The following is a 12,872-nucleotide window of genomic DNA, read 5'->3' as shown; positions in this document are numbered from 1 at the left end:
GCCGGCACCCGCGCCGCCACGGCGATCCCCGTCGCCACCCGGAACGCCAGCCGGTAGCCTTCCGCGGTGGCCGGGATCAGCTCCGCGCCCCGGTCGAGCAGACCGCCGGTGCGCTTCGCCGCCAGCGTGCCCAGGACCGCCAGACCCAGCGAACCGCCCACCAGGGCCGACATGGCTGCCCCGTTCTTCGTCTTCACCTTGGTGCACGTCTTGTAACGGGGACCAGCGTGAGTGGCCATGGGGACCGGCGTAAGGAGGCGGTCCGATGTCCCAGCGGAACACCGGTGTTGCCGCCCAGGCAGTGAACGCGCGGGCCTGCCCCGTCCGCGAGGTTCTTGACAGGGTGGCCGGCAAAGGGGCGTGCAGATCCTCGGCGCCGCCTCGCACGGCCCCATCCGGTTCACCGAACTGGAGCGCGGCATCTAGGGCATCAGCCGCCGGATGCTCACCCTGACCCTGCGCAGCCTGGAGCGCGACGGCCTGGTGACCCGCACGGTGCATCCGACCGTGCCTCCGAAGGCGGAGTACGGACTCACGCCCGTCGCCCATGAGTTGATCGACACCCTGCTGCGGGCTGACCGACTGGGCCGAGCGCAACCGGATGTACGTCGCCGAGGCGCGCGCGGCCTACGACGCCGAGCACCGGCCGGAGCTGCTCGACGCGTAGGCCCTCGGGCGCCTACAGCCCGAACAGCGCGACGTCCGTCGTGAGCTCCTTGAACACCTCCCGCGGGTCGGCGACCAGCTTGCGCTCCTTGAGGTCCATCAGGCCGCCCACCGCGCTGACCTCGGCCGCCAGTGTCCCGTCGGCCTTGCGTATCTCCTGCACGATCCGGAACGTCTTGCCGCCGCCCCACTCGAAGGCGGCGGTCACGTCGACCTCGTCCCCGGCGAGCAGTTCGCGCCGGAAGCGGATCGTCGTCTCCAGTGCGACCGGGCCGACCCCCCTGCCCACGAGCCGTGCCTGGCTGATCCCCGCCGCCTGCAGCAGCGACCAGCGGGCGTGCTCCGCGTAGTTGAGGTACACGGCCTGGTTGAGGTGTCCCTGCGTGTCGGTCTCGTAGCCTCGGACGGTCACACGGACGGAAAACGGTTCGGCCACTGTCTGCCCTTCTCGCGTTCGGATCTCCGGTCGATCGATCTTGGCACGCCGCTCACGCCCGCCGCGGCGAGGCCAGCAGATAGCGCACCCGCGTCCTCGGCTCGGTGTACTCGCCCGCCTGCCAGCCCGTGCGCTGAAGCGTGGCCGCGCAGGCCGCCAGGGTCTGCGCGTCCGGCGCGTACACGGCGACCGCCTCCGGCTGCGGCGTGGCACGCACCCGGTAACCGTCCGCGTCCCCGCCCGCCGGACGGTGCCCCGCCGCCTCCAGGGCCAGCGCCGCCGCCCGCACCAGATGTGCGCGCTCCCAGCCGCACGGCCGGTCCACCGCGCCGTCGGTGCTGGTCATCCGGCGCAGCTCCAGCAGCCCCTGCCAGGCGCTGTGCACCTCACGCAGCCGCGCCGCACCGTCCGCCGGCGGTTCCTCCTCCCCGCCGACCCGCGCCGCGAACACCCCCGTGTCCGCCACGGGCGCCTCGGTCACCGCCGCGGCCGCAGAGTCGGGCACCGCCTCCCGTATGCGATGCCCCGCCGGGGTCAGGAAGTGCTCGTGCGGCGGCCGCGGGTGCCGGAAGGCCAGTCCCCGCTTCACCAGCGCCGCCAGCTGTGCCTCCGTGCCCCGCAGCCGCCCGGTCACCGGATCGGCGGCCTCGATCACACCCCGCTGCGCTGCGGTAGGCGGTCGTGTCATGGCGCGCTCCTTCCGATGCCGCCCCTGTCCGGTGGCCGCCGGTCAGACGGCCCATGCGCAGCGTACGACCCGGGTACGACAACGCCCGTAGCGTGCGGGAGGGGCGCTGGCCGCCCCGGTGCCCGGCCCGCTCCTACTCCCGCGGCCGGATGTTCCACCCCGCCACCACCGGCCGCCCGTGCTCCGTGCCCAGGCGGCCCAGTGCCCCCGTCGAGAGCTGGAACAGGGCTCCGTGCTGGGGCGGGAGACCGAGGCGGCGGGCGGTGAGAACGCGCAGGAAGTGGCCGTGGGCGACCAGGACCACGACGCCCTCCGTGTTGGCGAGGGCGGCGTCGGCCTTGGCCAGCATCCGGTCGGCGCGCTCGCCGACCTGCTCCGGGCTCTCGCCCGGGTGCTCCGGCGGTCCCGGCGCGACCCCGTCGGTGAACAGGAACCAGCCGGGCCGGCTGCGCTGGATCTCCACGGTGGTCACGCCCTCGTACCCGCCGTAGTCCCATTCGCGCAGGTCGGCGTCGACCCGAGCGTCATGGATCCCGATGAGCGCGGCGGTCTCCCGGGCCCGCTGCAGGGGGCTGACGAACGCGGCCCCGATCCGGTGCGAGCGGATCAGCGGCACCAGCCGGCGCGCCTCCTCCCGCCCGTGCTCGGTGAGGGGTACGTCGGTCCAGCCCGTGTGCCGTCCGGAGCGCGACCACTCGGTCTCACCGTGCCGGACGAGAAAGAGGTCACTCACGTCCGCGCCCTTCCCGCTCGCCTGCCAGCACGGTGTCACAGGGAGGGCGCCGCCCGCAGGACGGACTGCGCCAGACGGCCGTTCTCCCCGGGCACCGATCGCGGTGCTGTACCAGTGGGCGTCGGTCAGGTGCCCGGGGGGACCAGGGTGTTCTCGGTGCCGAGGGCCTTGGCGCCGGTGTCGGCGTACAGCGAGGTCTCGCCGTCGGACCAGCGCACGACCAGGTCGTTGCCGGTGTGGTCGGCGGTGAGGTCGCCCGTGGTCATGACCTGGGCGTGCTGCCAGGTGCCGTTCGGGCCGCGCAGCCGGGACCGGGTGCCGAGCCCGGCGGAGGAGACGCCGGTGTAGCTGTCGAGCGAGCCGTCGGACCAGCGCACGAGCAGGTCGGCGCCGCTAGTGCCCTTGAAGGCGCCGCCGCTGAGCAGCGCGGCTTCGGTCCAGGTGCTGTTGGCCCCCACGAGCCGCTTGCCGGTGCCGAAGGAGCCGGAGCGGATCCCCGTGTACAGCATCAGGCTGCCGTCGGACCGGCGCGCCAGCAGGTCGGTCGCGCCCTTGGCCCCGTGGAACTGCCCGGCGGTGAGCTGTACGACGTTCTTCCAGTCGGAGCCGGACTTCGCCATCTGTACCTCGCGGCCCACCCCGGAGGTGCCGAGGGCCGGGTAGAGGGTGACCTCGCCGTCGGACCAGCGCACCAGCAGGCCGGGCCGGCCGCCGCCGAAGGTGCCGCCGGTGACGCTCCGGGCATGCGTCCAGGTGGAGTTGGCCTTCAGCAACCGCTTCTCGGACCCGAACCCGCCCTGGCCGTCCCCGGGGTACAGCGTGACCCCGCCGTCGGACCAGACGACGAGGAGATCGCCGAGCCGGTCGCCGGTGTAGTCGGCGGAGGCCATCAGCGCGGCCTTCTGCCAGCGGGCCGCGCCACCGGGCAACTGCAGACCCTGGTACGGCGGCAGGCCGGAGGGCGGGTCCTGGCCGGCCACCGCGTCGGCGAGGAGGTTCGCGGCGTCGGCTCCGAACGCGGGGGCGTAGCTGATGTAGTCGACGTTCGCGTCGTTGCCGCCGCCGTTGTAGCCGCCGAGGTTGCCGATGACGTGCCCGGTGCGTGCGTCGTCCTGGTAGTCGGTGATCCAGGGACTGCCGGACGTGCCGCCGTAGTAGCCTCCGCAGGTCATGGCCAGCTGCCGGTAGCCGGGGAGCTGCGTCGTCGGCACGGTGCACTTGACGGCCTGGCCCGTGCGGTTGTGCTGGTACGAGGGGTAACCGACGACGGTGACGTTCTGGTGTGCGTAGCCGTCGGCCCGGCTGAAGGTCAGCCCGCCGCCCACCGCGTCCTGGAGGCTCTGCCCGTTCTGGTTGGGCGAGACCCGGGCGAACGCCGTGTCCAGGTCGGACGAGGGCCCCTTGGTCGTCGACGAGCCCTTGTCGGGCGCGTACCGGGGGTCGATGTAGAGGTGCTGGATGTGGAAGATGCCGTACGGCTGCTGGTCGGGGCCGGCGCCCTGCGCGAACTGCGGGACGAAGATGTAGTCGCCCTTCATGCTCAGCGCGCAGTGGGCCGCGGTGAGGACGACGTTCCGTACGGTGGTGTCGATGACGCTGCCGGTGCAGTGCCAGGTGGTGCCGCCCGGCCCGTCGGACCCGAAGAACGTCCCCACGAGCCGGGTCCCCGTGAACAGGGTGCCCTGCGGCCGTCCCGCCGCCGCGGCCCCCGGCCCGCCCCCGCCCGGTGCCGCCCGCTCCCCGTCCAGCGGCCTGGCGTCCGCCATGCGCTGCGCGGTCCAGAACCGCGCGGCCTGCCGGGCCTCCTGCCCGGCGGAGGGCGCCGGCGATCCGGCCGTCCCGGCCTGGGCGGCGGGCATCCCGCCGCCCAGGGCGGCGCCGCACACCGCGGCGACGGTCACCCGGCGTATGCGTGACGAGGACGGTCTTCTGTACGAGAACAACGGTGCTCCCCCTGGTCTGATCGAACCGGACCGGGGGGAGCCGCGATGCGGCGCTGGTCGGGCGCGCACCGAGAGCCCGCGGTGCCCTGCCCTGCGTGGAGGTCCCCCGGCCGTGCGGGGTGATCTTCGCACACGTGCGCGACGGCACGAAACGGGCTACTGCCGGTACCCGCCGAGGAACCGCCCGATGCGGCCGATCGCCGCCTCGAGGTCCTCCGCGTGCGGCAGGGTGAGGATGCGGAAGTGGTCGGGGGAGGGCCAGTTGAAGCCGGTGCCCTGGACCACCTGGATCTTCTCGCGCAGCAGCAGGTCGAGGACGAACCTCTCGTCGTCGTGGATCTTGTGCACCCCGGGGTCGATGCGCGGGAACGCGTACAGCGCGCCCTTCGGCTTCACACAGGACACGCCCGGGATCTCGTTGAGTTTCTCCCAGGCCACGTTCCGCTGCTCGTGCAACCGGCCGCCCGGCAGCGTCAGTTCGCGGATGGACTGGCGGCCGCCGAGCGCGGCCTGGATGGCGTACTGGGCCGGGGCGTTGGCGCACAGCCGCATGGAGGCCAGCATGGTCAGCCCCTCCAGATAGTCCTTCGCGTGCTGCCTGGGGCCGGTCACGACCAGCCAGCCGGAGCGGAAGCCCGCCACCCGGTACGTCTTCGACAGGCCGCAGAAGGTGAGGACGACCAGGTCGGGGGCGAGAGCGGCGGCCGAGTGGTGCACGGCGTCGTCGTACAGGATCTGGTCGTAGATCTCGTCGGCGAAGACCATCAGGCCGTGCCGGCGGGCCAGGTCCAGGATGCCCTCGACGACCTCCTTCGGATACACCGCGCCCGTCGGGTTGTTGGGGTTGATGATGACCACGGCCTTCGTCCGGTCCGTGATCTTCGCGGCCATGTCGGCCAGATCCGGGTTCCAGTCGGCCTGTTCGTCGCAGAGGTAGTGCACCGCCTTGCCGCCGGCCAGGGTGGTCACGGCCGTCCAGAGCGGGAAGTCCGGGGCGGGGATCAGGATTTCGTCGCCGTCCTCGACCAGGGCCGTCACGGCCATGGAGACCAGCTCCGAGACGCCGTTGCCGAGGAACACGTCGTCGACGCCGACCTCCACGCCCAGGTTCTGGTAGCGCTGGGCGACCGCGCGGCGGGCGGAGAGGATGCCGCGGGAGTCGGTGTAGCCGTGCGCCTGCGGCAGCATCCGGATCATGTCCTGGAGGATCTCCTCCGGTGCCTCGAAGCCGAAGGCCGCGGGATTGCCGGTGTTCAGGCGCAGCACGCTGTGCCCCGCCTCCTCCAGGGCGTTGGCGTGCTCGATCACCGGGCCGCGGATCTCGTAACAGACCTCGCTGAGCTTGTTCGACTGCCGGAACTCCATGCGCCCCTCCGGAAACTGGTGTTGCTTGGTTTTACCAAGTAGGCGCTTGGAAAGTCCAACACCTTGTCTAGACTGCGTCGCATGTCACCACGCCGAAGCTACGACCAGTACTGCTCCGCAGCCCGCGCCCTCGATCTCGTCGGCGACCGCTGGACCCTGCTGATCGTCCGGGAGTTGCTGGCCGGCCCCCGCCGCTACACGGACCTGCACGCGGACCTGCCCGGTGTGAGCACGGACGTACTCGCCTCCCGGCTGAAGGACATGGAGCGCGACGGCCTCACGACCCGGCGGAAGCTGCCTCCGCCCGGTGCGGCCTACGTGTACGAACTGACCGGCCGGGGACAGCGGTTGCTGCCCGTGCTGCAGGCGCTCGGGCGGTGGGGCGAGGGCGGGCTGGGGGAGCGGCGCCCGACGGACGCGGTGCGCGCGCACTGGTTCGCGCTGCCGCTCCTGCGGGTCCTGGAAGGCGAGGGGCTGGTCGAAGTCCGGCTGGCGGAGGGGGTCTTCCATCTGCGGCTCGGCGCGGAGGCCGGCCCGGTGTACGGCGACGGTCCGGCGCCGGGCGAGGCCGACGCCCGCCTCACCATGGACGCGGCGACCTGCGAGGCCGTCGCCCGGGGCGAGTTGGGCCTGCGGGACGCGGTACGGGCCGGCCGGGTGACGGTGACGGGCGACGGCACACCGGCCAAGGCCCTGCGGGAGGCGTGACCCGCCGCCCCGGCCCCCACCCCCCCGACCGGCCGAGCCCCGCCGCCTCCCGGCTCTCCCGCGCCGGGCCGGCCGCTGGTCGCCGTCCGTCTGTCCGGCCGAGTCGGTGGGCGGGAGAGGGAGAAGGCTGAAGGCCCGCCGGCAGGCGGGCCTTCAGCCACGTCGGCTCACACGTTCGGCGGCACCCGGGAAGGTCTTCCCGACCCCCGCGTCAACGCATACCCGCCGATCCCGGCGAGAGCCGCGAGCACGCCCCCGGTCGCGGTCCACACCCACCGGTCGGACCACCAGCCCGACGACCAGCCGTCGTCCGAGCCGAAGCTGGACAGCACCGCCGTCCTCGAACCGTCCCCGCTCTCCTGCGACTTGGCGGCGATCCCGGGCACCAGCGGCTTGGCCAGCGAACCGTCGACCGCCGCCGCGCCGCCGATGTCCTTGGAGTCGGCCCGGACCTCGACGCTCACCGGCTTGCCGAGGTCGGCGGAGCCGAGGTCCACGACCGTGAGCCGGACGTAGTACGTGCCCGGCAGCGGGTCGTCGGCCCAGGGCTCCGACCAGCCGCGCACGGTGCGCAGCACACACGCCAGGTCGACGGACGACGCCCCCTGCCCGGCCGTACGGCTCGCGGCGCCGTACTGGCAGGCCTGCCGGCGCCGCAGTCCGTCGTACACGTCGATCTGCCAGGTCTGCGCCCCGTGCGTGGCGGGAAGCCTCACCGTCGCCCTGACGGTGGGGCGCTGCCCGGTGTCCGCCGGGAACGACCAGTACAGGTAGTCACCGGTGGAGCCGGACGCGGTGGCCTGCTGCCCCTGCCGGACCTCCGTCGCCGTACGGAAGGAGGTGCCCGCCCGGGTGGGCGCCGCGCCGTCGGCGGAGGCGCTCGGAGACGGCGAGGAGTCGGCCGCGGCCGGCCCGGCCGCGAGCCCGAGCGCCAGCAGCGCGGCGCTCAGCACACGTGTGATCCGCATCAGTTCGTCCTCCAGACCGCGACCCGCCACCGCGACAGCCAGCCCCACAGCAGACCCGCCAGGAAGCCGGTCAGCACCAGTGCGCCCAGCAGCCACCAGCCGCGACCGAGGCCGAAGGAGGCCACGTCGTGGTGCCCGGACGGCCCGTCGACGACGTCCACCGTCAGCTCCAGTGGCAGGCCGGGCGCGGTCTTGACGCCCGGCACGGCCGAGAAGGAGTTGGTGACCTGCAGGCACACCGTCTCCGCGGGCGCGTTGTCGTCGTCACTGTCCGGCTTCGGGTAGCGCAGGCCCGTCGAGATCACATCCGTACGGCCCGTGCCGGCGGCCTCGCCGCGTACGATCTCCCGCCCGTGCACGGTCACCGCGCGCAGCAGCACCCCGTAGTCCGGGTTCACGGCACGGTCGTCGGCCACGCTCACCGAGGCGCGCAGCTCCTTGCCGGGATCGACGTCGACCTTGTACCAGCGCTGCTGCCCGAACTCCTCGCGGTCCGTGTACAGCCCGGACTTCAGCGTCGGTGCCGTCTCGCACTGCGCGGCGCCCTCGGTGGCCACCGGGGTCACCACCGGATCGGCCGCCCGGTCGACCAACTGACCGACCCGGTCCGACAGTTCCTCCTTGTGCCGTACGTCGGTGTAGGTGCCGCCGGTGGCGTCCGCGATGCAGCTGAGCTGGTCGCGGGTCTTGGCGTCCGGCACCAGGCCGAGGGTGTCGATGGTCAGGCCGATGCCCTTGGCCGCTATCTCGCGGGCCACCTCGCACGGGTCGAGCGGCTGGCAGGTGTCCTCACCGTCGCTGATCAGGACGATACGGCGGCTTCCCTCGCCACCCGCGAGGTCGTCCGCCGCCTTCAGCAGCGCGGGTCCGATCGGCGTCCAGCCGGTCGGCTGCAGCGTGGCCACCGCCGTCTTCGCGTCGGTCCGGTCGAGCGGGCCGACCGGGTAGAGCTGTGCGGTGTCCTTGCAGCCCTCCTTGCGGTCGTTGCCGCGGTAGTTGGCGCCCAGGGTGCGGATGCCGAGCCGGACCTCCTGCGGCGTCGCGTCAAGCACCTCGTCGAACGCCTGCTTCGCCGCGGCCATCCGGGTGCCGCCGTCGATGTCCCGCGTCCGCATCGAACCGCTGACGTCCAGCACGAGTTCGACCTTCGGAGCGGCCGCCCGCGTCTCGTCGGCGACGGCTCCGCCGGGGAACGCGACCCCGGCCGCCAGGGCGGCGAGCAGAGCACAGACGCCCGCCGCCAGCCGTTGTCTTGTGATCATCGCCGGATCTTATTGATCAGACGGTGCGGGCTCCAAAACGAGCGGGTTGGGCAGGGAGGTCCACTGGTCGCCCGGGGTCTGCGGCGACAGCCGCATCAGGGTCAACGCCTTGGCCGGCAGCGGGCCTTCGCGCAGCGCGCGCAGGTCGGATGTGTCGGGCAGATCGGGTACCGCGGCCGACAGGGCCGCACCCAGTGCCGGGCCCGAACCCGCCGTACCGGCCAGGGCGCCCGCCACCAGGGAGCCGAACAGCTTGCGGCGCAGGGCCGTTTCGTCATCGGTGACCAGCCGGCCGGCGAGCGGCGGCGGGGTGATGCCGTGCCGGGTCAGGCGGGCCGGGCTGATCCGGACGTCGGCCAGATCGCGGTAGACCAGCCGCAGCGGAGTGCCGTCGGCCGCGAGGACCACCAGCAGGTTCTGGCCGTGCGCCTCCAGGGCGACACCGAGGTCGAGCAGCCGCAGGCCCACGGTCAGCGCCAGCCGCGCGAACGCGGCCGTCCAGGCAGTCGAGTCCGGCAGGCCGGTGGTGGCGAGCGCGGCCACCGGAAGGACCCACTCGCCCGCAGCCGCGTACGTCTCGGGCGGCTCCCGCAGCAGCGCCGCCAGGTCGGGGGAGTGGGCCGAGACCGCGCCCAGCGTGCGGGTGACGTGCAGCAGGCCGTCGCTGCGCGCCGCCAGCTCCTCGGCGAGGTCGGACAGGGGTGCGGCGGCCTGCACCGAGTACGGGGAGATGTCCCGCACGGAGGACGTCAGCCGGGCGCTCAGCGCGGTCTTCACATGCGGGCCGTCCGGGAGGGCCAGGGTGCGCAGGGACAGCAGGGGACGGGCCGCGCGCCAGGGGGCGTACGACCGCTTCAGGACGTGGTCGGCCTGCCAGGGGTGCACGGGCACCAGCAGCCGCTCCCCGTCGCGCAGCTCCTCGGGCCAGTCGCCGGTCACCAGGCACCCGTCCGCCGGCACCGGAACCGTCCCCAGCTTCACCACCGGCCGGTGCTCGGGGCCGTACGCCAGCTCGTCCGCCACCGAGAAACCGGGCCGGGAACGGCAGTTGGGGTGGTACGGATGCCCGTCGGTCACCCGTTGCTCCCACTCCCAGTCCCTCCTCCGGCCTTCGGCCGGGGGGACCCCCACGGGCCACTCCTTAGGGTGATCCGCGTCGGCCCGAGACAGCGCCAACGAGGCGACGCTCCCGGCCAGTTCGGCGGCGAAGCCGGCGGCGTGCGGCACCCCGAGCGCGGTCATCAGCCCGGCCGGGTCCACATGGCGCTCCCGGTCCAGGCGGACACCGGTGACGTACGCGCTCGTGGCGTACGGGTCCGCGTGCGGCCCGTACAGCGTCCGGCCGTCGGCGAGCCGCAGGGCCAGGCTGTGGGCGCCGCGCACCCGGCCGGTGACCCACGGCAACGGTTCATGGGCCAGCGCCCGCCACAGCCGGGTCAGCACGGCGGCGCGGGCGCCCGGCAGCTCCGCCGTGTACCGGGGCAGCAGCGCGGGCCGGAGGGTGGTCAGCTCCTCGACGACCTCGGCCTCGGCGGTGGGGGGACGGTGCACGGTCGGCTCCTCGGGTACACGCGGTGCGCAGGACGATTGTCCAGGACGACAGACATACTGATCGTGACCAGCCCGGACGAAACGAATGGATCGCGTGGACGCCTTCCCCTCCGCCGGAGCCCCCGCCACCGGAGCCGTCGGCCGCCGCGCCGACGCCTACGCGGCCGCGCCGCTGCTGAACTGCCTGCTGCGCGAGGTGGCCGAGCCGCTCGAGGGCCCCGCTGGCCCGCGGGTCCACCGGCTGCCCAGCGGGCGGCTGCTGCGCGTGCGGGGCGGCCGGCGTCCCGTCGACCCCGAGGTGTGCGTCGCCGGGACCTGGCACCGCGTCGGCCACACCGAGCTGGTGAAACTGGTCGCCGAGGAACTGCGCCGGCACACCGGGCTGCCGGGCGGCGACCTGCCCGCCGAGATGGTCGACAGCCGGGAGGCGGTCGCCGCGCTGCTCACGGCCCGTGCCCGGGCGACGGCGCCCACGGATCCCTATCTGCGGTCCGAGCAGTCCCTGATCACCGGCCACCCCTACCACCCCGCCCCCAAGGCGCGCGGCGGGGGCCCGGTCGCGTCGTGGCTGCCGTACGCCCCCGAGGCGCACGCCCGCTTCCCGCTGGTGCTGCTCGCCGTCCGCGCGGACCAGGTGGCCGAGGAGGGCGACACCGGCGTCCTGGACGCGCTCGGCACGGCTCCCCCCGGCTACCGGCTGCTGCCCGCCCACCCCTGGCAGCTGGACCTGGTCGGCCGGGAGCTGGCGGACGCCTTCGCCGACGGGCGCCTGCTCCGCCTCGGCACGACCGCCTTCGACACCTGGCCGACGGCGGCGATCCGCACGGTGTACGAGCCCCGGCGCGACCTGTTCCTCAAGTTCAGCCTGGACGTCCGCATCACCAACGACATCCGCCGTCTGTGGCGCCACGACCTGCGCCGGCTGCGCCGTACGGACACGGCCGCCCGGCACGCCTTCGCGGCGGTGGGCCCGCCCGCGGCCTGGCTGAGCGACCGCGGCTACCGCACGGCCGCCTTCGCCTTCGAGGAGCTGGCCGTCCTCGTCCGGGACGGCCTGCGCGGGCATCTGCTGCCGGGTGCCACCCCCCTGCTCGCCGCCGGGCTCGCCGAGGGCTTCGACGGCAGCCCGCTGGCGGCGACGGCGGACCCGGCGGCCTGGTGGGAGGCGTATCTGCGGCAGGTGGTGCCGCCCGCCCTCACCGCGTTCGACGACCACGGGGTCGTCCTGGAGGCCCATCTGCAGAACACGCTCGTCGCCGTGGACGCGGCGGGCCTGCCCGTCCAGGCGCTGTTCCGGGACGCCGAGGGCGCCAAGCTGCTGCCGGACGTGAGCCGGGCCGCGGGCTGGGAGCGGCTGGTGTACTGCCTGGTCGTCAACCACCTCGTCGAGATCGCCGCCGCCCTCGCCGAACACCACCACGGCCTCGACCCCTGGCCAGCCGCCCGCCGCGAACTCGCCCGGCACGCCCTGCCCGAGATCCCCGCTCTGCTCGGCTCGCCCACCCTGCCCGGCAAGACCAACCTGCTGCTGCGCTGGACCGGTGCGGACGGCGCGGACGCCCGCTACCTCCCGCTGCCGAACCCGCTGGCGACCGGCTGACCTGCGGTGGAGTGAGCGGGCCTTACCGTGTCCTACCGGGCGGTGCCGAAGTCCTGGGTCCAGTAGCTGCCCGGCTGCGCGAGGCCGACGCCGATCTCCTTGAACGAGCAGTTGAGGATGTTGGCCCGGTGCCCGGGGCTGTTCATCCAGCCCGTCATGACCTGGTCCGCGGTGGCATAGCCGTAGGCGACGTTCTCGCCGTAGGCGCTCCACTCGTAGCCGGCCCGCGTGATGCGGTCGCCCGGGGACGACCCGTCGGACCCGGTGTGCGACATGTTCCGGTGGGCCGCCATGTCCGCGCTGTGGGCCTGCGCGGCCTTCATCAGCGCCGCGTTCAGGGCCAGGGGCCGGCAACCCACCTTGCCGCGCTCGGCGTTGACGAGCTGCAGGATGCGCGCGGTGACCCCGGACGCCGTGGCGGTGGGCTTCGGGGTGCTCGGCGTGGAGGGAGCCTTGGACGGGGTGGCAGTGGCCCTGGGAGTGCTGGGCGCCGTCGTCGTCGTGTGGGGGCTCGGGTGAGCGGTGGGCCGGTGCGTGGGGGACGCGGTGGGCCGCGGCGTGCCGGCGTGGTGGTGGCCGTTGCGATGGTGATGCGGATGGCCGTGGTGCTCGCGCTGCTGTGGCGTGCTCGTCGCGACGACGTCGGCCCGGTCCGTCGTGTCGTGCGGCCAGTCGGAACAGGCCAGGGCGACGGACGGTATGCCCACCGCGCCGATGGCGACGGTGCTGATGACTATCCGCCGGAACTGCTGCTTCTTGCGGTGCTTGGCCATGCGTGAACCTCACTCGGTGATCGCCGAGGGCTCATTCTCAGGAGGGCTCACAAGGAGCGCAAAGGGCCGCTGCTACGACCTCGGCTAGTAGACGGACGCGCGTCTTGCCAGGCGGGCGAGGAGATGCCGGGTTCGCGGCAGTGACGTTTGCTGGATGCTGGCGGCCCGTCAGAAAACGC

The 12,872-nt window shown here is 73.7% G+C and carries 11 protein-coding genes and 2 pseudogenes; 3 read left to right on the top strand and 10 right to left on the bottom strand.

Annotated elements, in window-relative coordinates; genetic code table 11:
• Positions 1-11: 11 nt before the first annotated feature.
• A pseudogene (locus AB0L59_RS11120) lies at positions 12-164 on the bottom strand (MFS transporter); the annotation flags it as partial.
• Between the two features lie 101 nt (positions 165-265).
• Between AB0L59_RS11120 and AB0L59_RS11115 the strand changes: the two are divergent.
• Positions 266-667 (top strand): annotated as a pseudogene (locus AB0L59_RS11115) (helix-turn-helix domain-containing protein).
• Positions 668-679: 12 nt separating this feature from the next.
• On the opposite strand, the gene AB0L59_RS11110 reads toward AB0L59_RS11115, so the two are convergent.
• From AB0L59_RS11110 to AB0L59_RS11090, 5 genes are all read right to left on the bottom strand, one after another.
• Positions 680-1,102: an acyl-CoA thioesterase gene (locus AB0L59_RS11110; RefSeq protein ID WP_365581687.1), complete on the bottom strand. Its 423-nt coding sequence runs from the start codon at positions 1,100-1,102 to the stop codon at positions 680-682.
• Positions 1,103-1,154: 52 nt separating this feature from the next.
• Positions 1,155-1,790, bottom strand: coding sequence for a hypothetical protein (locus AB0L59_RS11105; protein WP_365581685.1), 636 nt, complete (start codon positions 1,788-1,790; stop codon positions 1,155-1,157).
• Positions 1,791-1,923: 133 nt separating this feature from the next.
• Positions 1,924-2,523, bottom strand: coding sequence for a histidine phosphatase family protein (locus AB0L59_RS11100; protein WP_365581684.1), 600 nt, complete (start codon positions 2,521-2,523; stop codon positions 1,924-1,926).
• A 125-nt stretch (positions 2,524-2,648) separates the two neighbouring features.
• The gene (locus tag AB0L59_RS11095; RefSeq protein WP_365581682.1) at positions 2,649-4,424 is read right to left on the bottom strand and encodes a trypsin-like serine protease; all 1,776 of its coding nucleotides are present in this window, start codon (positions 4,422-4,424) and stop codon (positions 2,649-2,651) included.
• A 198-nt stretch (positions 4,425-4,622) separates the two neighbouring features.
• Positions 4,623-5,831, bottom strand: a complete 1,209-nt coding sequence (locus tag AB0L59_RS11090) for a pyridoxal phosphate-dependent aminotransferase (protein ID WP_365581681.1) — start codon at positions 5,829-5,831, stop codon at positions 4,623-4,625.
• A gap of 81 nt (positions 5,832-5,912) precedes the next feature.
• On the opposite strand from AB0L59_RS11090, the gene AB0L59_RS11085 reads away from it, so the two are divergent.
• Positions 5,913-6,539, top strand: a complete 627-nt coding sequence (locus AB0L59_RS11085) for a winged helix-turn-helix transcriptional regulator (protein ID WP_365581679.1) — start codon at positions 5,913-5,915, stop codon at positions 6,537-6,539.
• 167 nt (positions 6,540-6,706) lie between these two features.
• Here the strand turns inward: AB0L59_RS11085 and AB0L59_RS11080 are convergent, their stop codons facing one another.
• Genes AB0L59_RS11080 through AB0L59_RS11070 form a run of 3 tightly spaced genes read right to left on the bottom strand, consistent with a single transcriptional unit; the run spans position 6,707 to position 10,320 of the window.
• Complete coding sequence (locus AB0L59_RS11080; RefSeq protein WP_365581678.1) at positions 6,707-7,507, bottom strand: hypothetical protein; 801 nt, start codon at positions 7,505-7,507, stop codon at positions 6,707-6,709.
• Positions 7,507-8,769 (bottom strand): VWA domain-containing protein, encoded by a 1,263-nt coding sequence (locus AB0L59_RS11075; protein WP_365581677.1) that lies wholly within the window; start codon positions 8,767-8,769, stop codon positions 7,507-7,509. Before AB0L59_RS11075 ends, AB0L59_RS11080 begins: the two co-directional genes overlap by 1 nt.
• A gap of 9 nt (positions 8,770-8,778) precedes the next feature.
• Positions 8,779-10,320 (bottom strand): IucA/IucC family protein, encoded by a 1,542-nt coding sequence (locus tag AB0L59_RS11070; RefSeq protein WP_365581675.1) that lies wholly within the window; start codon positions 10,318-10,320, stop codon positions 8,779-8,781.
• Positions 10,321-10,405: 85 nt separating this feature from the next.
• Between AB0L59_RS11070 and AB0L59_RS11065 the strand changes: the two genes are divergently transcribed.
• Positions 10,406-11,920: an IucA/IucC family protein gene (locus tag AB0L59_RS11065; protein WP_365581674.1), complete on the top strand. Its 1,515-nt coding sequence runs from the start codon at positions 10,406-10,408 to the stop codon at positions 11,918-11,920.
• Positions 11,921-11,952: 32 nt separating this feature from the next.
• On the opposite strand, the gene AB0L59_RS11060 is transcribed toward AB0L59_RS11065, so the two are convergent.
• Entirely contained in the window at positions 11,953-12,693 is a 741-nt protein-coding gene (locus AB0L59_RS11060; RefSeq protein WP_365581672.1) for a CAP domain-containing protein, read from the bottom strand.
• Positions 12,694-12,872 lie beyond the last annotated feature (179 nt).

Source organism: Streptomyces sp. NPDC052109 (assembly GCF_040680195.1).
Classification (GTDB): domain Bacteria; phylum Actinomycetota; class Actinomycetes; order Streptomycetales; family Streptomycetaceae; genus Streptomyces.
The sequence above is the reverse complement of the archived record's forward strand: the minus strand, read 5'-3'. Positions and strand labels throughout refer to the sequence as shown.